18 protein-coding genes and 1 pseudogene are annotated in these 19,400 nt (G+C 51.3%); 14 read left to right on the top strand and 5 right to left on the bottom strand.

Annotated features, from left to right (window positions below; all coding sequences use genetic code 11):
* The first annotated feature begins 154 nt into the window (after window positions 1-154).
* From glsB to HV334_RS12610, 5 genes are all read left to right on the top strand, one after another.
* Window positions 155-1,081 (top strand): glutaminase B, encoded by a 927-nt coding sequence (glsB, locus tag HV334_RS12630; protein ID WP_181220439.1) that lies wholly within the window; start codon window positions 155-157, stop codon window positions 1,079-1,081.
* Complete coding sequence (locus HV334_RS12625) at window positions 1,081-1,440, top strand: DUF4186 domain-containing protein (protein ID WP_016153078.1); 360 nt, start codon at window positions 1,081-1,083, stop codon at window positions 1,438-1,440. The genes glsB and HV334_RS12625 overlap by 1 nt, the downstream gene beginning before the upstream one ends.
* Before the next feature lie 81 nt (window positions 1,441-1,521).
* Window positions 1,522-2,049 (top strand): GNAT family N-acetyltransferase, encoded by a 528-nt coding sequence (locus HV334_RS12620; protein WP_153690369.1) that lies wholly within the window; start codon window positions 1,522-1,524, stop codon window positions 2,047-2,049.
* 106 nt (window positions 2,050-2,155) lie between these two features.
* Window positions 2,156-3,607 carry a tagaturonate reductase gene (locus tag HV334_RS12615; RefSeq protein ID WP_181220438.1) on the top strand — a complete coding sequence of 484 codons (1,452 nt, stop codon included), beginning with the start codon at window positions 2,156-2,158 and terminating at the stop codon, window positions 3,605-3,607.
* 208 nt (window positions 3,608-3,815) lie between these two features.
* The gene (locus HV334_RS12610; RefSeq protein WP_016153081.1) at window positions 3,816-4,730 is read left to right on the top strand and encodes a bestrophin family protein; all 915 of its coding nucleotides are present in this window, start codon (window positions 3,816-3,818) and stop codon (window positions 4,728-4,730) included.
* Here the strand turns inward: HV334_RS12610 and HV334_RS12605 are convergent.
* The 3 genes from HV334_RS12605 to HV334_RS12595 form a co-directional block, all read right to left on the bottom strand.
* A complete protein-coding gene (locus HV334_RS12605) occupies window positions 4,727-5,104 on the bottom strand; it encodes a GFA family protein (protein WP_016153082.1) in 378 nt (125 codons plus the stop codon). The genes HV334_RS12610 and HV334_RS12605 overlap by 4 nt on opposite strands.
* Window positions 5,105-5,235: 131 nt before the next feature.
* Window positions 5,236-5,994: a trans-aconitate 2-methyltransferase gene (gene tam / locus HV334_RS12600; protein WP_181220437.1), complete on the bottom strand. Its 759-nt coding sequence runs from the start codon at window positions 5,992-5,994 to the stop codon at window positions 5,236-5,238.
* Between the two features lie 742 nt (window positions 5,995-6,736).
* Window positions 6,737-7,453, bottom strand: a complete 717-nt coding sequence (locus HV334_RS12595) for a YebC/PmpR family DNA-binding transcriptional regulator (protein ID WP_016153084.1) — start codon at window positions 7,451-7,453, stop codon at window positions 6,737-6,739.
* Between the two features lie 455 nt (window positions 7,454-7,908).
* On the opposite strand from HV334_RS12595, the gene HV334_RS12590 reads away from it, so the two are divergent.
* Window positions 7,909-8,196: a VF530 family protein gene (locus HV334_RS12590; RefSeq protein ID WP_016153085.1), complete on the top strand. Its 288-nt coding sequence runs from the start codon at window positions 7,909-7,911 to the stop codon at window positions 8,194-8,196.
* A 12-nt stretch (window positions 8,197-8,208) separates the two neighbouring features.
* Complete coding sequence (locus tag HV334_RS12585) at window positions 8,209-9,576, top strand: glycoside hydrolase family 10 protein (protein ID WP_181220436.1); 1,368 nt, start codon at window positions 8,209-8,211, stop codon at window positions 9,574-9,576.
* A gap of 65 nt (window positions 9,577-9,641) precedes the next feature.
* Here the strand turns inward: HV334_RS12585 and HV334_RS12580 are convergent.
* Together HV334_RS12580 and hdeB are read right to left on the bottom strand one after the other, a co-directional pair.
* Window positions 9,642-11,586 (bottom strand): annotated as a pseudogene (locus tag HV334_RS12580) (methyl-accepting chemotaxis protein).
* 155 nt (window positions 11,587-11,741) lie between these two features.
* Window positions 11,742-12,071: an acid-activated periplasmic chaperone HdeB gene (hdeB, locus tag HV334_RS12575; protein WP_181220435.1), complete on the bottom strand. Its 330-nt coding sequence runs from the start codon at window positions 12,069-12,071 to the stop codon at window positions 11,742-11,744.
* 400 nt (window positions 12,072-12,471) lie between these two features.
* Here hdeB and HV334_RS12570 point away from each other — a divergent pair, with 400 nt between their 5' ends.
* From HV334_RS12570 to HV334_RS12540, 7 genes are read left to right on the top strand one after another with little or no spacing between them, the layout of a single operon-like run.
* A complete protein-coding gene (locus HV334_RS12570; RefSeq protein WP_181220434.1) occupies window positions 12,472-13,338 on the top strand; it encodes a MurR/RpiR family transcriptional regulator in 867 nt (288 codons plus the stop codon).
* A gap of 14 nt (window positions 13,339-13,352) precedes the next feature.
* Window positions 13,353-13,940, top strand: a complete 588-nt coding sequence (ddpX, locus tag HV334_RS12565; protein ID WP_181220433.1) for a D-alanyl-D-alanine dipeptidase — start codon at window positions 13,353-13,355, stop codon at window positions 13,938-13,940.
* A 15-nt stretch (window positions 13,941-13,955) separates the two neighbouring features.
* Complete coding sequence (locus HV334_RS12560) at window positions 13,956-15,518, top strand: ABC transporter substrate-binding protein (RefSeq protein ID WP_181220432.1); 1,563 nt, start codon at window positions 13,956-13,958, stop codon at window positions 15,516-15,518.
* 44 nt (window positions 15,519-15,562) lie between these two features.
* Window positions 15,563-16,585, top strand: coding sequence for an ABC transporter permease (locus tag HV334_RS12555; protein ID WP_016153091.1), 1,023 nt, complete (start codon window positions 15,563-15,565; stop codon window positions 16,583-16,585).
* On the top strand, window positions 16,582-17,478 hold the full coding sequence (gene ddpC / locus HV334_RS12550) for a D,D-dipeptide ABC transporter permease (RefSeq protein WP_075848214.1): 897 nt from the start codon (window positions 16,582-16,584) through the stop codon (window positions 17,476-17,478). Before HV334_RS12555 ends, ddpC begins: the two co-directional genes overlap by 4 nt.
* Window positions 17,475-18,461: an ABC transporter ATP-binding protein gene (locus HV334_RS12545; protein ID WP_016156537.1), complete on the top strand. Its 987-nt coding sequence runs from the start codon at window positions 17,475-17,477 to the stop codon at window positions 18,459-18,461. Before ddpC ends, HV334_RS12545 begins: the two co-directional genes overlap by 4 nt.
* Entirely contained in the window at window positions 18,454-19,389 is a 936-nt protein-coding gene (locus tag HV334_RS12540) for an ABC transporter ATP-binding protein (protein ID WP_016156538.1), read from the top strand. The genes HV334_RS12545 and HV334_RS12540 overlap by 8 nt, the downstream gene beginning before the upstream one ends.
* Window positions 19,390-19,400 lie beyond the last annotated feature (11 nt).

The following is a 19,400-nucleotide window of genomic DNA, read 5'->3' as shown; positions in this document are numbered from 1 at the left end:
GGGCACCGGCCTTAATTCTGCAATATTTCTGTCTACGGCATGAATCTCACCCGCTCATGCAGACCGTGGCCAGATTCCGCCTTCCGGCCTGACGCTGCGTATTCAGCTCTGTTATACTCGCAGGCCTTTCATACCTGCGAGCAAGGAGCATGTTGTGGCCAGGGCCATGGACAATTCAATTTTAGAGACCATTGTGCAGCAGGTTCGTCCGCTGATTGGTCAGGGTAAAGTCGCTGATTACATTCCTGCCTTAGCTTCTGTCGACGGTTCAAAACTGGGTATTGCTATTTGCACCGTCGATGGACAGCACTATCAGGCGGGGGATGCGCAAGAGCGCTTTTCTATTCAGTCAATTTCAAAGGTGCTCAGTCTGGTCGTGGCGATGCGTCACTATCAGGAAGATGAGATCTGGCAACGCGTCGGCAAGGATCCTTCCGGGCATCCTTTTAATTCCCTGGTGCAGTTGGAAATGGAGCAAGGCATCCCACGCAATCCCTTTATCAACGCCGGGGCGCTGGTGGTTTGCGATATGCTGCAAGGACGTCTGAGCGCACCGCGTCAACGGATGCTGGAAGTGGTACGGGCGCTAAGCGGCGTTTCGGATATCGCCTATGATGCGACGGTGGCGCGTTCTGAGTTTGAGCACTCGGCGCGTAACGCGGCTATTGCCTGGCTAATGAAGTCCTTTGGCAATTTTCACCATGACGTGACCACCGTTTTGCAAAATTACTTTCACTACTGCGCACTGAAAATGAGCTGTGTAGAGCTGGCCCGCACGTTCGTCTTTCTGGCGAATCAGGGACATGCTTTTCATCTTACAGAGCCCGTGGTGACGCCTATGCAAGCCCGGCAGATCAACGCGCTGATGGCGACCAGTGGCATGTATCAGAATGCAGGGGAATTTGCCTGGCGAGTGGGCTTACCGGCGAAATCTGGTGTGGGGGGCGGTATCGTGGCTATCGTGCCTCACGAGATGGCGATTGCCGTCTGGAGTCCGGAACTGGATGCGGCGGGAAATTCGCTGGCGGGTATCGCCGTGCTGGAGCAACTAACGCAACAACTGGGGCGCTCGGTTTACTGATGAACACGCTCGATCCTCTTTTTGCCCGGCTGGCGAAATCAACGTTTCGCTCGCGGTTTCGCCTTGGTCAGAAAGAAAGGCAGTATTGTCTGGATAAAGGCGCGCCGGTTATCGAACAACACGCCACGGATTTTATTGCCAAACGGCTGGCGCCCGCGTTTCCTGCCAATGACGGTAAGCAGACACCCATGCGCGGGCATCCGGTATTTATCGCTCAACATGCTACGGCGACCTGTTGTCGGGGATGTCTGGCGAAATGGCATGATATCCCTCAGGGGGTGGCGTTAAACGATGAACAGCAGCGTTACGTTGTCACGGTTATCTATCACTGGCTAGTGATCCAGATGAACAAGCCATAGATAACATAATCCTATGATATGACTCCTTGTGTTGTGTAATTGTTAAAAGCAGTATGAAGGGGTCATTCTAAGGAGAAAAAAATGGCTTCCTGTAAACCCTGCTTTGTGCTGAGCGCGGCCCAGATTCTGTCGAGAATCGGTGAGTTCAGCGATATCCTTGAAACATGCGTCAATGATGGCGCCTCTGTCAGCTTTATGCTCCCTTTTAGTGGTGATAAATCACGGCCTTTCTGGATAAGTGTCGCGCAAAGCGTTGACCGTGGAGAAAGGATTGTTCTGGGTACGCAGAACGCACAGGGGGTGCTTGTCGGTACCGTCCAGCTCATTATCGATCAACCCGAAAACCAACCTCATCGTGCTGATGTCGCCAAGCTGCTGGTTCACCCCTCAGCACGGCGCGGTGGTGTTGCCCGGACGTTGATGAACGAACTCGAAAACTGCGCGCGTCAGCAAGGGAAAACGCTGCTGGTGCTTGATACAGCGACGGGCAGCAGCGCTGAGTTGTTCTACCACAATTGTGGATGGCAAAAAGTAGGGGTGATACCGGACTATGCAAAAATGCCTGACGGGAAGCTGACCGGGACCACACTTTTCTACAAAACTCTCTAATTTGTCGCCGGGGATTGATCAAAACAGGGTTTCAATGTATTAAAGTTTGCTAACCTATTGGACCAATTCAATCAGGTTGTATGACTAATTAAAAAGGGAACCCATTGTGCAAACACTAAATCGTCGCGATTTCCCCGGTGCTCAGTATCCTGAACGCATTATTCAGTTTGGTGAAGGAAACTTCCTGCGCGCCTTTGTTGACTGGCAAGTCGATTGGCTGAACGAACATACCGATCTGAACGCTGGTGTAGTCATTGTTCGTCCCATCGAAAGTACCTTCCCGCCATCGCTGAGTACGCAGGATGGTCTCTATACCACCATCATTCGTGGTTTGAATGAGAAGGGCGAGGCCGTAAGCGATGCCCGTTTGATCCGTTCGGTTAACCGCGAAATCAGCGTCTATAGCGAATACGATGAGTTCCTGAAGCTGGCGCATAATCCAGATATGCGTTTTGTGTTCTCCAACACGACTGAAGCGGGCATCAGCTACCACGCGGGCGATAAGTTTGAGGATGCACCGGCGGTGAGTTATCCGGCTAAACTGACCCGACTGTTGTTCGAACGCTTCAGCCATTTTAATGGCGCGTCGGATAAAGGCTGGATTATCATTCCTTGCGAACTGATTGATTACAATGGTGATGCGCTGCGTGAACTGGTGCTGCGCTACGCTCAGGAGTGGGCGCTGCCGGAGGCATTTATTCAGTGGCTGGATCAGGCCAACGCATTTTGCTCCACGCTGGTGGACCGCATTGTTACCGGTTATCCGCGTGACGAAGTGGAGAAACTGGAAGCTGAGTTGGGCTATCACGATGCCTTCCTCGACACTGCAGAACACTTCTATCTGTTCGTTATTCAGGGACCGAAGTCATTAGCTGCAGAACTGCGTCTGGATAAGTATCCGCTCAATGTCCTGATTGTTGATGACATCAAACCGTACAAAGAACGGAAAGTGGCGATTCTCAACGGCGCACACACCGCACTGGTTCCCGTTGCCTGGCAGGCAGGGCTGGACACCGTGGGTGAGGCGATGAATGACGCAGAGATTTGCGCCTTCGTTGAAAAAGCGATTTATGAAGAGATCATTCCGGTACTGGATTTACCCCGCGATGAGCTGGCGTCTTTCGCCAGCGCGGTGACCGGTCGATTCTGCAATCCGTACATCAAGCATCAGTTGCTGTCGATTGCCCTGAACGGCATGACTAAATTCCGTACCCGTATTTTGCCGCAGCTGCTGGCAGGGCAACAGGCCAGCGGTAAACTGCCGGCGCGCCTGACGTTTGCGCTTGCCGCGCTGATAGCTTTCTATCGTGGAGAGCGTAACGGTGAGGCTTATCCGGTCCAGGATGATGCGCACTGGATGGCACGTTTTCAACAGCTGTGGTCCCAGCATCATGACCGCCAGATAAGCACCGAAGAGTTAGTCAAATCGGTACTGGGCGTTAAAGAACACTGGGAACAGGATCTGGCTCAGGTTTCCGGACTCGTGGAGCAGGTTTCAGCCGATCTGGATACCATTCTGGCCAAAGGCATGCGTGAAGCCGTTAAGCCATTGTGCTAAGAAGACAACCCGGCTCAGGCCGGGTTTTTTATAGAACATTCTTTAGTTACAACATACTATTATTTATTAATGACTTCACCGTTCTGTAACTCCGGTGCGCGGTGGTTCTGGCAGAGCAACAGTTGTTTAGTTAATGTTGCGATTAACTTGCAACATTGATCATGATCGCGTCTAATGTGATGGATTTCACATTTTCCCGAAGAAAACCATGATCGTTCGCCCCCAACAACACTGGCTACGCCTGATATTCGTCTGGCATGGGTCAGTATTATCTAAAATCTTTTCACGACTGCTGCTGAACTTCCTGCTCTCCATCGCCGTTATTATCATGCTTCCGTGGTATACGATGCTGGGAATCAAATTCACCCTGGCGCCATTCAGCATTCTCGGCGTGGCGATTGCAATCTTTTTAGGTTTTCGCAATAACGCCTGTTACTCACGTTACGTTGAGGCCCGACACCTGTGGGGGCAGTTGATGATTGCTTCCCGATCGCTACTGCGTGAGGTAAAAACCACCTTACCGGACGACGCCGAATTAGGGCAGTTTGTTCGTCTGCAAATCGCGTTTGCCCATTGTTTACGCATGACTTTACGTCGAAAGCCACAGGCAGAGCCGTTGGCGAAGTACCTCAGCGAGAAAGATCTGCAGACGGTATTTGCCTCACAATCTCCAGCAAACCGCATTTTGTTGTTGATGGGCGAGTGGTTGGCCGTGCGCAGGCGTAATGGTCAACTGTCAGACATATTATTTCATAGTTTAAACAATAGGTTAAACGATATGTCTGCGGTACTGGCTGGTTGTGAGCGGATTGCGAATACGCCGGTCCCGTTTGCTTATACGTTGATCCTTCATCGCACGGTATACCTGTTTTGTATCATGCTGCCATTCGCGTTAGTGGTGGATCTGCACTATATGACACCGTTTATCTCGGTGCTTATTTCCTATACGTTTATCTCGCTCGACACGCTGGCAGAAGAGCTTGAAGATCCGTTTGGCACAGAGAACAATGACCTGCCGCTGGATGCGATTTGCAATGCGATCGAAATCGATTTGCTGCAGATGAACGATGAAACAAATGTGCCAGCAAAACACATGCCTGATAAGCATTACCAACTAACTTAGTTACGTTCGTTTTGCCACCAGGCTGGCTGCATATCGGAAAACGAATGAAACTCTGGTGCCAGGTCTTCATCGTTAGGATCATCAAAAGCCCCGGCTAAAAGTGCAATTACCGGGGCGTCATCAATAGCGCCCACGGAACTGCCGCACTGAGGGCAAAAGGCTCGACAACTCGTTTCTGATGAGCGCCAGGTTGTCGGTTTGCCGGCTTTTCCCGTCCATTCTACATTTTCTGCATCAAACTCAATCCAGACGACGGTCGGTGCGCCCGTATGTTTCCGGCATATATCGCAGGAGCAGGTATGGGAATTATTAGGACTGCTGGCCGTGAAGCGGATCGAACCACAAAGACACCCACCAATGTAGACTTTAGACATAACAACTCCCATCGGAAACACGTGGCAAGACACTAGCAGATGCCTCGCATTGTCACTAGATCCTTATGTTAAAAAGGCGAGGGCGCTCATAGGCGATCCTCTATTCCTGTGATCTATCTGATGATAAATGCTTAATTATTGCGGCGCGCAACAATAAACAATCGGGGAAACGCCAGTAAAATTTTGCCATTTTCCTGCAGTGGATATTGCTCCTGAAGTAGTTCGTGGTAGCGCGCCAGATACTGACGTTGCTCACTTTCTCTCAAATCCTGCAACCAGGGGCGCAGGCCTGTAGAACTTACCCAGTCGATAATTGCTTGATGAGAATCCATAATGTGATAATACGTGGTGCGCCAGATATCCACCTCACAGCCAGTTTCGGTCAAAATATCATAGTAGGCATGTACGCCAGGAAGTGGCGCACGACCCCGGTCCGGGAAACCCTGTTCATAAGCCACTTCGCGCATCAGAACATGCGTGGGTTCCAGCCAGTTATCCGGCATTTGCACGGCCAGAACGCCGTTGCGACCCAGCAGCGATACCAGGTTCGGCAATAGTTCATAGTGATCGGGTACCCATTGTAAAGACGCATTTGCGTAAAGCAGATCCACAGGATGCTCGGGCTGGAACTGACTGATATCCGCTTCAATAAAATGGCATTGCGGTAATGCGTTGCGCGCTTCATTCAGCATGGCGGGTGAGGAATCAACCCCGGTTATTACAGCCGAAGGCCAGCGCTGAAGCAGTAATGCCGTGCTGTTTCCCGGACCACAGCCAAGATCAACAACTGAACGAACACTCTCTAACGCCACTCTGTTGAGTAATTCCGCTGCGGGTCTTGAACGTTCAGTTTCATATTGCAGATAAAGCGAAGGGTTCCAGTCAGCCATGAATGAATCTCCAGTATGAGAGAAAAAGGCAGAAAGGACCGCATAAGTCCTTGCCGGTGAGCCATTTCATTTAGAAGATTATATGATAATGAAGGATAAGGGCAGAAATATGCCAGGAAGACAGATTGGCATGTCTGTGGTTTGCCAGCGTGAACTACAGTTATCAGTTTTGATGTTCAGTGTTAGCGCTGGTAACGGCATTTGAAAAGAGGTTTGGCCATCATTATCGAGCAGCACAAGGATTACCATAAAGCATCAGATTCTACCTTACTCAACACTAGTACGCATAATGTATATTATGTTAAATGCAATTTGGTATTTGATGGATGCTTAGTTCATACCCCTTAGCTGACGCCGTTCCATCAAATCCTTACCCTTCCCTTATCTGCTACGGTAACAAGTTTTCGTCAGATGACCCCGAATGCAGATCCCTCTTTAGCCATTCTCAGTTTGGCGGTTCCGGTTGGTACACAGTGATGAAAAACGATAAGGTCAGAGCTGTTGTCGCCTTCGAGTCAGGAAGCCAGGAAGCGGTTTTTTTCATTCCTGGAAAAGCTCCCCCTGCTAATCCTGACTGAAAACTGCTGGACATGACTGTCTGCCTTGAGCAAAAGCAGACAGTCACTTTGATTTTCTACCGTAAATTTTTTCTTTTTTTATAATCAATGTATCGGGCTAGATATTTTTGTAACAACTTTATAAGTTAAAGATCTGCCGCAATAACAGATTCCTTTATTTATAATTAGAGGTTTGCAACGTTGTGATAGACTTTTTGAACATCATCGTCATCTTCAAGGGCATCTACGAGTCCTGCAAAGATTTCTAAATCTTCTGGTGAAAGTTCAACTTCTGATTGAGCAATCATTTCTAATTCTGTTGTTGAGAATTCAGTAATCCCTGCGGCTTTCAGGGCTGCAATTCCTTTATGAAGGTCTGTAGATTCAGTATAAATAACGATGTTTCCCTCTTCTTCGGTTACATCGCGAACATCTACATCAGCATTAAGCAAAATTTCAAAAATATGGTCAGGATCTGTTCCTGCAAATACAATCACCCCGGTATTGTCAAACATATAGCTGACAGCACCTGCCGCTCCGATATTCCCGCCTTTTTTATTGAAAATTGAGCGGACATTAGCAATCGTACGGTTAACATTTGACGTCAACGTTTCAGCGATAATCAGTGAACCACTTGGACCAAAGCCTTCATAACGCCCTTGCACGAACGTTTCATCGCTGCCGCCTTTGGCTTTATCAATTGCTTTATCAATAACGTGTTTAGGAACCTGTGCTTGTTTCGCACGTTCAATAACGAATTTTAAAGCAGAGTTTGATTCTGGATCTGGTTCACCTTGTTTGGCAGCAGCATAGATTTCTACACCGAATTTTGCATATATATTAGACGTTGCACCGTCTTTAGCAGTTTTTTTAGCAACAATATTTGCCCATTTACGTCCCACTGGAATAGTCTCCTCAGAAATTCATTTACATTACACGCAGATTAATAACCTGCAAATTTTTCCGCAATATTATATCATGATATGTAAACTCTCGTCCATGAAAAACAAAATATCCATGTTTTACTAAATGTTACTTTAATTTTATCAATAGTTAACATTATGGATATGTTATTTTCGGTTTTTTTTGGATCTTTCGTTTTTTAATTTTAATAGTTGAACGACAGCAATAATATATAAATAAAGAGAAGCTAAAGTAACAATCCAGGTATAAATACTCACTTAAGATTAATGAACGCATCTAATCCACATCTTTTCTTCAGCAATGTCTGGCTGATGTTTACTTCTTAATCATGAAAGCCTGAGGAACAGATGCCATTGCTGGTCGCCCCGCTTTCTTGTAACCTTCTTCCCGTTGCACTACTGACAAAATCTGGAACCACTGAACTGGACTTCATATGAATGCTCATATTTCTAAAGACCCTTTACATGGCGTAACGCTTGAAATGCAGGTCAATGCACTGGTTGATCGTTATGGTTGGGCTGAGCTGGCGCAACGCATTAATATCAACTGCTTTAAAAATGAGCCGAGCGTTAAATCCAGTCTGAAGTTTCTGCGCCGCACGCCGTGGGCGCGGGCAGAAGTTGAAGCGCTGTACCTGGATTCACTGCATGACCTTGCCTCAAATAACACCACCGAACCGGCGTTCGATCCCTGGGCTAACAGCCGCAACAAGAAGAATTAAGAGCAAAATCTGATGTCAGCATCCGGTTTTATTTCAGCAAATTATCAGAAAAAACTGGAGAATATTCTCGCCCGTTCCCGAGCCAGGCTGCCGCGAACCAACATGAAATGGTTCGCGCTGCTCGTAGGCAGTATGTTGCTACTTGGCAGTTGTTCTTCACAGCCGCCCGGTTCAAAAATCACCCCACTGCCCCCGGTGGGCAATCCACAGCAGAGCAAGGAGCCGGTACGCGGTATATGGCTGGCAACGGTTTCGCGTCTTGACTGGCCGCCGATTTCATCCGTCAACATCAGCTCGCCTGCCGTTCGTATCAGCCAGCAGCAAAAGGCGCTGACGGACAAGCTGGATAACCTGAAACGTCTTGGTATTAACACCGTTTTTTTCCAGGTGAAGCCCGATGCCACTGCGCTGTGGCATTCTACAATCTTGCCGTGGTCAGATACCCTGACCGGTAAGATTGGTCAGGATCCGGGTTACGATCCGTTACGGTTTATGCTCGATGAAGCGCATAAACGCGGAATGAAAGTCCATGCCTGGTTTAACCCCTACCGCGTGTCCGTGAACACTAAACCGGCAACGGTTACCGAATTAAACAACACGCTGTCACAGACGCCTTCCAGCGTTTTTGTCCTGCATCGGGACTGGATCCGTACCTCGGCCGAGCGTTTTGTGTTAGATCCCGGTATTCCCGAAGTGCGTGACTGGATAACCAGTATCGTGGCTGAAGTCGTTGAGAATTACCCGGTTGACGGCGTGCAATTCGATGATTACTTCTATACCGAGTCTCCCGGCTCTGCGCTCAACGACAGCCAGACCTTCAGAAGATACGGCCAGGGATTTGTCTCCAAAGCTGACTGGCGGCGCGATAACACGCAACGCCTGATCGCTCAGGTTTCACGAACCATCAAGAAACTCAAACCTGAAGTTGAATTTGGCGTCAGCCCTGCGGGCGTGTGGCGCAACCGTTCGCACGATCCGGCGGGCTCCGACACGCGCGGCGCGGCAGCCTATGATGAATCGTATGCGGACACCCGCCGCTGGGTGCAACAAGGCTTGCTGGACTACATCGCCCCGCAGCTGTACTGGCCTTTTGCCCGCGACGCGGCGCGTTACGATGTGTTGGCGAAATGGTGGGCAGATGTCGTCAAATCAACCAACACCCGCCTGTATATTGGCGTGGCGTTGTACAAAGTCGGTGAGCCGTCGCGAAAAGAACCTGACTGGACGGTTAAAGGCGGCGTGCCGGAGCTGAAAAAACAGCTCGATCTGAACGAGTCTGAACCGCACATTAACGGCACAATTTTGTTTCGCGAAGATTACCTTAATCAGCCGCAAACGCAGGAAGCTGTGACCTATATTCGCAGTCGTTGGGGGCGTTAATGGTCGTCCGTATTGGATTTATAACGCAAGAGCGTCCGGTAATACGGACGCTCTTAACCGATCCATCAGGCAACTGAAGGCTCAGGCAATCTGAATGATGAGACCAGCATCGCCAGCTGTTCCGCCTCCTCTTTCAGCGCCTGCGTTCGCGCGGCGGCATCATCTATTAACGAGGCGTTTTGCTGAACGGTGCTGTCCATTTCGGTAACGGCCAGCGTAACTTCGGAAACGCCCTTGCGTTGTTCTTCACCCGCAACTCGTATTTCCCCCATCAACTGACGTACCTGACGTACATTACTGACCAGTTCTCCCAGACGTTCGCCCGCATTGTGAATTTGCTGACTTCCGCTACCTACATGAGAAACGGATTCATCAATCAATGCTTTTATTTCCTGCGCGGCAGTGGCACTGCGCTGAGCCAGAGTGCGCACTTCGGAGGCCACAACGGCAAACCCTCTCCCGGCATCACCTGCTCTGGCTGCTTCAACCGCGGCATTCAGGGCGAGAATATTGGTCTGGAACGCAATGCTGTCGATAACCGCGACAATTTCCACCATTCTGCCGGATGAGGCACTGACGTTATCCATTGTAGAGATAACACCCTGCATAACATCGCCGCAGCGGTTGGCCGTTTGCGCGGTGCTATCAGAGAGTTCATCCGCCAGTTGTGTATTACTGGCATTTTGATGAACGGTCGCATTTAACTGTTCCATCGCCGCCGAACTCTCTTCCAGCGCAGCGGCCTGTTGCGTAACGCGAGATGAAAGTTCCATATTACTGTCTGCCAGGCTGACAGCGTTATTCGCAACCACTACGCTACTGCTTCTGACAGTGATCAGAATGGCTGAGATTTTATCGACGAACAGGTTAAACGCTTCGGCGATAGCGGAAATCTCATCTTTGCCACGGACATCCAGGCGACGGGTAAGATCGCCTTCTCCCTGCGCAATGTCATCGAGAGCCTGACGGGTATCATCAAGACGCGAAATCAGTCGGCGAACCACCAGCCAGGATCCCACCAGCAACAGGGTCATGATCGGGATCAACACTTCCAGCACGTCCTGCATCATCACTTTGGCAAGGCCGACGATACGCGATTCAGGCGTCGCAAGACCAACAACCCAACCGGTATCCGCCATCGGGAACAGCATCACCCGTGAAGCCGAATTCAGGACGTTATCATTTGCAAGCGTAATCGTTTTCACCCCGTCCGCTGGGCGCAGAGATTTCAGACCGTTTTCCACCGGGATAAGCCATTGCGCGCTTTGCGCCAGATCGTTAATGGTTTTATATTTCGCCAGATCGGCCTGCGGGAAATAGAGGATTTGTCCCTGCTTGTCCACCACAAACGCGTAACCACCGGTGCTGTTTCCCTGTTGCTGCATGAAAGTGGCGACGTTATCCAGGCGAATATCGGTGGTGGCGACACCGGCAAACTTGCCCGCCAGTTGATAAGGTACGCTGCACGTCACCATGTTGACGCCTGTACTGGCGTCCTGGTAGACATCAGACCATAAGCAACTGTTTTGTGAATGCCCTTTGGCATGCTGATACCAGTTTTCATTGTGGTATCCGCTTGACCCTTCGACGTTATAGTCGTTGGAATACACCAGTTTACCTTCAGCATTACGCGCCCAGAAAAAGCTTCTTTTCTCCACACCTGCGGTGAAAGCGTACTGGTTCTGGCCAGATGCCGCCGCCGGTAATAATCGAATCTTTATCTTCACCAATCAGATGCGGAACGACGCTTTGGTAAAGAGATTCATCATTTGGCAGCACCTCAGCCAGTCGTGACAAGCTGACGGTCTCACCTTCAATTCGGGACAATACGGTACTCAACTGGCGGGTTAAACCTTGCCCTGTTTCTTCGATCAGGGCGGTGTTGATTTCAACGACGCGCGGTTGGCCACGCCAGAGCATAATCACCACAATAACAAGGGTCGTGACTGCAAGCAGCAGAATGCCGCCGATGGTTAAACGCGTTGAAATACGAGTAGGATACCAGGCCATACAAACTCCTTCTGCAAAAGGCTAACTTTTATCCAGTATCGGCACAGGCGTTTATATCTTTATAAAGTTTTCTTAAGTATCACAAAATAAATAGGTGACATTGTCACAAATAGCAAAACCCAGCACTTTGGCTGGGTTTTAATAATGACTTAATCTTATTTGGATAATTCTTTTTTGATTTCGTCTTTTATTTTACTTAATTCGCTCTGCGGATGTTTTTTACAAAGTTCAACAGTCAGAGGAACTGCAGTCGTCACGGTTTCGTTATAGTCTACGTAATCGCCACCCTTGAAATCTTCGTCTTCATTGAGCACCCAGAAAGCCACCGGGGCCATAGTTTGCGGGTTCAAATCAATAAACTCCTGGCAATTCATGCCTTTTGGAGTCACTTCAATTTTAGCGTTATCAGTTGCTGCATTGACGCTGACACTGGTTAACAGCGCTGCGACCAGAATACCTGCTGTAGAAAGGGAGAATTTATTCATTGTAGTACTCCATTTATAATATAAATAATATCTACACTTGCGCTTCAAACCGTTAATGTAGTTCGCAAAAAATAATACCCCTAACGTCATAAGAATAAAGATTGCCACCATTGATATGGCTGAAATTTATATTTCACATTACTGATTCTGATGTCTGGGCGTAAAACGTGACCACAATGTGATCGTTCCGACGAAATCAGCAGATTCATACCCCTCTTCCCCTGTCGCTGCACCAAAACTGAACTACGCTGCACAAATGTTGATCATTAGTTAACGGATATGGGCTGATTTTTAACAAAAATGGTCGGCGTGCCGCTGTTACTAACATGGCACGCGTCCTGCATTGTTAATTTGCTAACAGTGAACCGTACTCTGACAAACAATTAACAGCGAGAAGGTAATGACAGCGAAACCGGAGTTATTTACCCGTATAGAGCAGACCTTTAGCCAACTGACGCCCAGCGAAAAGCGCGTGGCCGGGTGGCTGTTAGCCCATGCTGTGCAGATCCCTTTTGAAACCGCGGATGGTATTGCTAAAGCGACCGGAACCAGCGGCATTACCGTTGGACGCTATCTGCGTAAACTGGGTTTTCGCAATCTGGAAGATGCAAAAGCCAGCCTGCGGGAGCTACCCGTCGTCGCCTATCAACCCTGGGGGATGAACGAGCGGCTGGACTCCTGGCACCAACAACAAAGCCTGCCAGATCGCGCGCAGCAGTCGCTGTTACTGGAAATCGACGCCATTACCTATGTCTATCAACTCGCGCAAGGCGAAACGTTTTTACGCATAGCGCAGCGGCTGGCGCATGCGGAAGCCGTGTATATCCTTGGGATCCAGTCCACCCGCGGGATCGCTAACGCCTTTTTCAGTCACCTGGAATACCTGCGGCCTAAAGTCAGCTACTCCGAAGGGCTTTCCGGCAGTTGGGTCGAGTCGCTGAATTCAGGATTCACCCAGCCTTACGTGGTGATCACCGATATGCGTGCCTATTCCGCTATCTCGCGACAATATTGCCGCGTTGCCACAGAACGCTGCATTCCGCTGGCGTTAATCACCGATGTGTGGTGCCCGTGGGCCAGAGACTATTCCATTGACTTACTTCAGGTGAAAACTGACACCGGACATTTCTGGGACTCACTGGCTCCGGTGAGCTGTCTGTTCAACTTATTACTCTCTGCGGTGGTGGCACAACTGGGTGAATCCCTCGCAGAACGCCTGCAAACCAATCGCCAGTTACAACAACAATTTGGTCAATTCGAACAATAAACAGGAAACGTGCTATGTCAGAAACCCCAGAACTGGTCGATCTGTCGGTGATATTCCCGTCGCTGCATATCGATCTTAAATACGCTACGGCAGACAACATTACCGGCGCCCCTATCTACCGGGATGCTCGTTGCCTGTTGCACACCGAGGCGGTCACTGCGCTGGCGAAAAGCATCAGTATTGCGCAACTGGCGGGCCTGAAACTTGTGGTATACGACGCGTATCGCCCGCAGCAGGCGCAGGCTGTGTTGTGGAATGCGTGTCCGGATCCTCAGTATGTTGTCGATGTTGCGATAGGATCTAATCACAGCCGCGGGACGGCCATTGACGTTACGCTAATGGACGATCGTGGCAATCTTCTCGATATGGGCGCGGGCTTTGATGAGATGCACGACCGTTCCCATGCCTGGCACCCTTCTGTTCCTCCGGCTGCGCAGCGCAACCGCCTGCTGCTCAATGCCATTATGTTCGGCGGCGGTTTTGTCGGTATCACCAGCGAGTGGTGGCATTTTGAATTACCTGATGCCGCCCGCTATCCGCTGCTTGACGATCAGATAGATTGTTACACTGTCACACCCATAACAACACAACATTCCCTTTAATTCTGGAGCCTGGTTATGAAGACTACACTTGCGTTAAACGCGTTTTTTCGCCCCGCTCTGATAGCCGTTGCGCTGGCGTTTGCCCTGCCCGCTGCGCAGGCCGCCGTTCCCAAAGATATGCTGGTGATCGGCAAAGCTGCCGATCCGCAGACGCTCGATCCCGCCGTGACCATCGATAACAACGACTGGACGGTCACCTATCCCTCTTATCAGCGGCTGGTTCAGTACAAAACGGATGGCGGTAAAGGCTCCACGGAAGTTGAAGGCGATTTGGCCAGCGGCTGGAAGGCCTCTGACGACCAAAAAGAGTGGACGTTTATCCTGAAAAACGATGCCAAATTCACCGACGGAACGCCGGTGACGGCTGATGCGGTTAAGCAATCTTTTGAACGCTTGCTCAAAATCGGCCAGGGGCCTGCAGAAGCGTTCCCGAAAGATCTGAAGGTTGAGGCTATCGATAACAATACGGTGAAGTTTACCCTCAGCCAGCCATTTGCGCCGTTCCTGTATACGCTGGCCAATGACGGGGCCTCAATTATTAACCCGGCCGTCTTAAAAGAGCATGCCGCAGACGATGCCCGCGGATTCCTGGCGCAGAACACGGCAGGCTCCGGTCCCTTCATGCTCAAAAGCTGGCAAAAGGGACAGCAGTTGGTGCTGGTTCCTAACCCATATTATGCCGGTGCAAAACCGGCGTTTAAGCGGGTTTCGGTAAAAATCATCGGTGAAAGCGCCTCTCGCCGTCTGCAATTGTCGCGGGGTGATATCGACATTGCCGATGCGCTTCCGGTTGACCAACTTGCCGCCTTAAAACAGGAAGGCAAAGTTAACGTGGCGGATTATCCCTCGTTGCGCGTGACCTATCTGTATCTGAATAACAGTAAAGCGCCGCTCAATCAGGTGGATTTACGCCGCGCCATCTCGTGGGCCACCGATTATAAAGGCATGGTAAACGGGATCCTGAGCGGCAACGGTAAGCAAATGCGAGGTCCGATCCCTGAAGGCATGTGGGGTTTTGACGACAAGGCCATGCAGTACAGTTTCGATGAAGCCAAAGCGAAAGCGGCGTGGGAGAAAGTTGCCACCAAACCTGACAGCCTGAGCTTCCTGTACTCGGATAATGACCCTAACTGGGAACCTATCGCGCTCGCGACCCAGGCAAGCCTTGGCAAACTGGGCATTAAGGTGAAGCTGGAAAAACTGGCTAACGCCACCATGCGTGACCGCGTGGGCAAAGGAGATTACGACATTGCCATTGGCAACTGGAGCCCAGATTTCGCCGATCCGTACATGTTTATGAACTACTGGTTTGAGTCAGATAAGAAAGGCTTGCCGGGTAACCGTTCGTTCTATGAAAACGGTGAGGTCGATAAGCTGCTGCGTAGCGCGCTGGCCACGACCGATCAGGTTGCCAGAACCAATGACTACCAGCAGGCGCAAACTATCGTGATTGATGAAGCCGCCTACGTCTATTTATTCCAGAAAAACTATCAGTTGGCGATGAACAAAGACGTCAAAGGATTTGTATTCAACCCCATGCTGGAACAGGTCTTCAATATCTCCACCATGAGTAAATAAGCCACGTTAATGCGGAGCCGCTCTGGCTCCGCAAGGGGAAGCTAATGACGTTCTGGAGCATTTTACGCCAGCGATGCTGGGGACTTATTCTGGTGGTTATCGGTGTTTGCGTAATCACTTTTATTATTTCGCACCTGATACCTGGCGACCCCGCGCGGCTATTGGCAGGCGATCGCGCCAGTGATGAAATTGTCGAAAATATTCGCCAACAGTTGGGGCTGAACCAGCCGCTGTATGTCCAGTTTTTTCGCTATGTCAGCGACATTTTTCACGGCGATTTAGGCACCTCTATTCGCACCGGACGTCCGGTGCTGGATGAGCTGCGCATCTTCTTCCCCGCCACCCTTGAGCTGGCTTTCTGCTCCTTGTTGCTGGCGCTGGTTATCGGTATTCCTTTGGGCATTTTATCTGCGGTCTGGCGCAACCGCTGGCTAGATCACCTCGTCCGTCTGATGGCAATCACCGGTATCTCCACGCCAGCATTCTGGCTGGGGCTGGGGGTTATCGTGCTGTTTTATGGTCATCTGCAAATTTTACCCGGCGGTGGACGTTTAGACGACTGGCTGGATCCGCCAACTCACGTCACCGGGTTCTATCTGATTGATGCACTGCTGGAAGGCAATGGCGAAGTCTTTTTCAATGCGCTTCAGCATCTGATCCTGCCATCACTGACGCTGGCCTTTGTGCACCTGGGGATCGTTGCCCGTCAGATTCGCTCCGCCATGCTGGAGCAACTGAGTGAAGATTACATTCGCACCGCTCGCGCCAGCGGGTTGCCGGGCTGGTACATCGTGTTGTGTTACGCGTTGCCAAATGCGCTTATCCCCTCGATAACCGTTCTCGGCCTGGCATTGGGCGATCTGCTCTACGGTGCGGTGCTGACTGAAACGGTCTTCGCCTGGCCGGGAATGGGTGCCTGGGTGGTGACGTCGATTCAGGCGCTCGACTTCCCGGCGGTAATGGGATTTGCCGTGGTGGTCTCTTTCGCCTATGTGCTGGTTAACCTGGTGGTGGATTTACTCTACTTGTGGATCGATCCACGAATTGGACGCGGAGACGCACAATGATGCTCACACAAGAAACGCCAGCCGCGCCTCAGACAGCACGCCGTCGCACGGACTGGGCTAAACTGTTCTGGATGATGAAAAGCAGCCCGCTGACGCTGGTTGGCGGGGTCATCATTGTAGTGATACTGCTGCTGATGGTGCTGTCGCCGTGGATAACCCCTCACGACCCTAATGCCATCAATTTGAGTGCACGCCTGCTGCCCCCGTCAGCCGCTCACTGGTTTGGTACCGATGAAGTCGGCCGCGATCTGTTCAGCCGCGTTCTGGTGGGTAGCCAACAATCGGTCGTTGCGGGGCTGGTCGTGGTGGGTATCGCCGGGGGATTGGGTTCGCTGCTGGGCTGTTTGTCTGGCGTAATGGGCGGACGCGCCGATGCAATTATTATGCGAATAATGGACATTATGCTGTCCATTCCCTCGCTGGTGCTGACGATGGCGCTGGCCGCCGCGTTGGGTCCAAGCCTGTTTAACGCCATGCTGGCGATTGCTATCGTACGTATTCCGTTTTATGTGCGCCTCGCACGCGGTCAAACGTTAGTAGTGCGCCAGTTTACCTATGTGCAGGCGGCGCGGACCTACGGCGCATCACGCTGGCATCTGATTAGCTGGCACATTTTACGTAACTCTCTGCCCCCGCTAATTGTGCAAGCGTCGCTGGATATCGGCAGTGCGATCCTGATGGCCGCCACGCTCGGATTTATCGGTCTGGGCGCACAGCAACCCAGCGCTGAATGGGGAGCGATGGTCGCAATAGGCCGTAACTATGTGCTTGATCAGTGGTGGTATTGCGCTTTCCCCGGCGCCGCCATTCTGATTACCGCCGTGGGCTTTAATCTCTTTGGCGATGGTATTCGCGATCTGCTTGACCCGAAAGCCGGAGGAAAACAGTCATGACACAACCCGTGCTGGAAATCGAAGATTTGCATTTGAGTTTTCCCGGCTATAAAGCTGACGTGCATGCGCTTAACCATGTATCGCTGCATATCAACCGCGGAGAAATCGTTGGCGTGGTTGGTGAGTCCGGTTCCGGTAAGTCCGTGACGGCCATGCTCACCATGCGTCTTCTGCCGGAAGGCAGTTATCATATCCACCAGGGACGCGTTTCGCTGCTGGGGGAAGATGTGCTCAATGCCAGCGAGAAGCAAATGCGCCAATGGCGCGGCGCACGCGTAGCGATGATCTTTCAGGAACCCATGACGGCGCTGAATCCGACCCGACGCATCGGTCAGCAAATGGTGGAGGTTATCCGCCATCATCAGGCGTTAAGCCGCACGGATGCCCGTCAGAAAGCCATCGCTTTACTCCAGGAGATGCAAATCCCGGACGCGGCGGAAGTCATGAAGCGTTTCCCGTTTGAGCTTTCCGGCGGGATGCGCCAGCGCGTAATGATAGCGCTGGCCTTTTCGTGTGAACCGGAGCTTATCATTGCCGATGAACCGACCACCGCTCTGGACGTCACGGTGCAACTGCAGGTGCTGCGTTTGCTGAAGTTAAAAGCGCGAGCCAGCGGGACAGCCGTGTTATTTATCAGCCATGATATGGCAGTGGTTTCACAGTTATGCGACCGGTTGTACGTCATGTATGCCGGAAGCGTAATTGAGAGTGGCCCAACGCAAACCGTTATTCAACGCCCGACGCATCCCTATTCCATTGGTCTGCTGAAATGCGCGCCGGAACACGGCGAGCCGCGCGCATTGCTGCCCGCCATTCCCGGCACCGTGCCGAACTTAACCTGCTTACCGACGGGATGCGCGTTTCGCGAGCGCTGCTTTGCCGCTGGCCCCCGTTGTGAAGAAACACCTGCGTTACGCAGTCAGGGAGGCGGGGATCAACAATCTGCCTGCTGGTATCCGCAACTGGAGACAACACATGTCTGATTTTTTACTGGCGCTGCAGAATGTTCATGTCAACTTCCCTGCGCGTAAAAACTGGCTCGGCAAGGTAACGGAACGGGTGCATGCCCTCAATGGTCTGGATTTACAGATCCGTCAGGGGGAAACGCTGGGGATTGTTGGCGAGTCCGGTTGTGGAAAAAGTACGCTGGCGCAACTGCTGATGGGGATGCTGAAACCCAGTCAGGGCAACTATGCGCGCCGTGGTGACAAGCAGCATACCGGTATGCAAATGGTCTTTCAGGATCCCCTTTCATCGCTGGATCCGCGCTTACCGGTATGGCGGATTATCACCGAACCGGTGTGGATCCAAAAACGTCCTGCAGAACGTGAGCGCCGTATGCTTGCTGAAGATTTGGCGCGACAAGTGGGAATTCGTCCTGAATATCTCGACCGCCTGCCGCATGCGTTTTCCGGTGGACAGCGCCAGCGTATTGCCATCGCCCGGGCGTTGTCATCAGAGCCGGACGTGATTGTGCTTGATGAACCTACTTCGGCGCTGGATATCTCCGTGCAGGCGCAAATTCTCAATCTGCTGGTGTCATTGCAGGCGCGCAGAAACCTGACCTACGTGCTGATCTCGCACAACGTGTCGGTGGTCCGCCATATGAGCGACCGCGTGGCGGTGATGTACCTCGGGCAAATTGTTGAGCTGGGCGATGCGCAGCAGGTACTCACGCAGCCCGCCCATCCCTACACGCGATTATTGCTGGATTCGGTCCCTAAAACGGGAGCACCGCTGGCGGAGGATTTGGTGTTACGGAAAACCGAACTACCGGGGAACCGAACGCTGCCCCAGGGTTGTTTTTTCCGTGACAGATGCCCACTGGCGACCAGCGGCTGTGAGAAGAAACAGGCATTGCTGAAAAGTGATAGCGGTGGTGAAGTTCGCTGCTGGCGGGCGGTTGCATGAGCTGAGCGGTT

Origin of the sequence: Citrobacter sp. RHBSTW-00944, from assembly GCF_013615435.1 — a bacterium.
Lineage (GTDB): Bacteria > Pseudomonadota > Gammaproteobacteria > Enterobacterales > Enterobacteriaceae > Citrobacter > Citrobacter braakii.
This window is presented reverse-complemented; position numbering and strand designations above follow the sequence as displayed.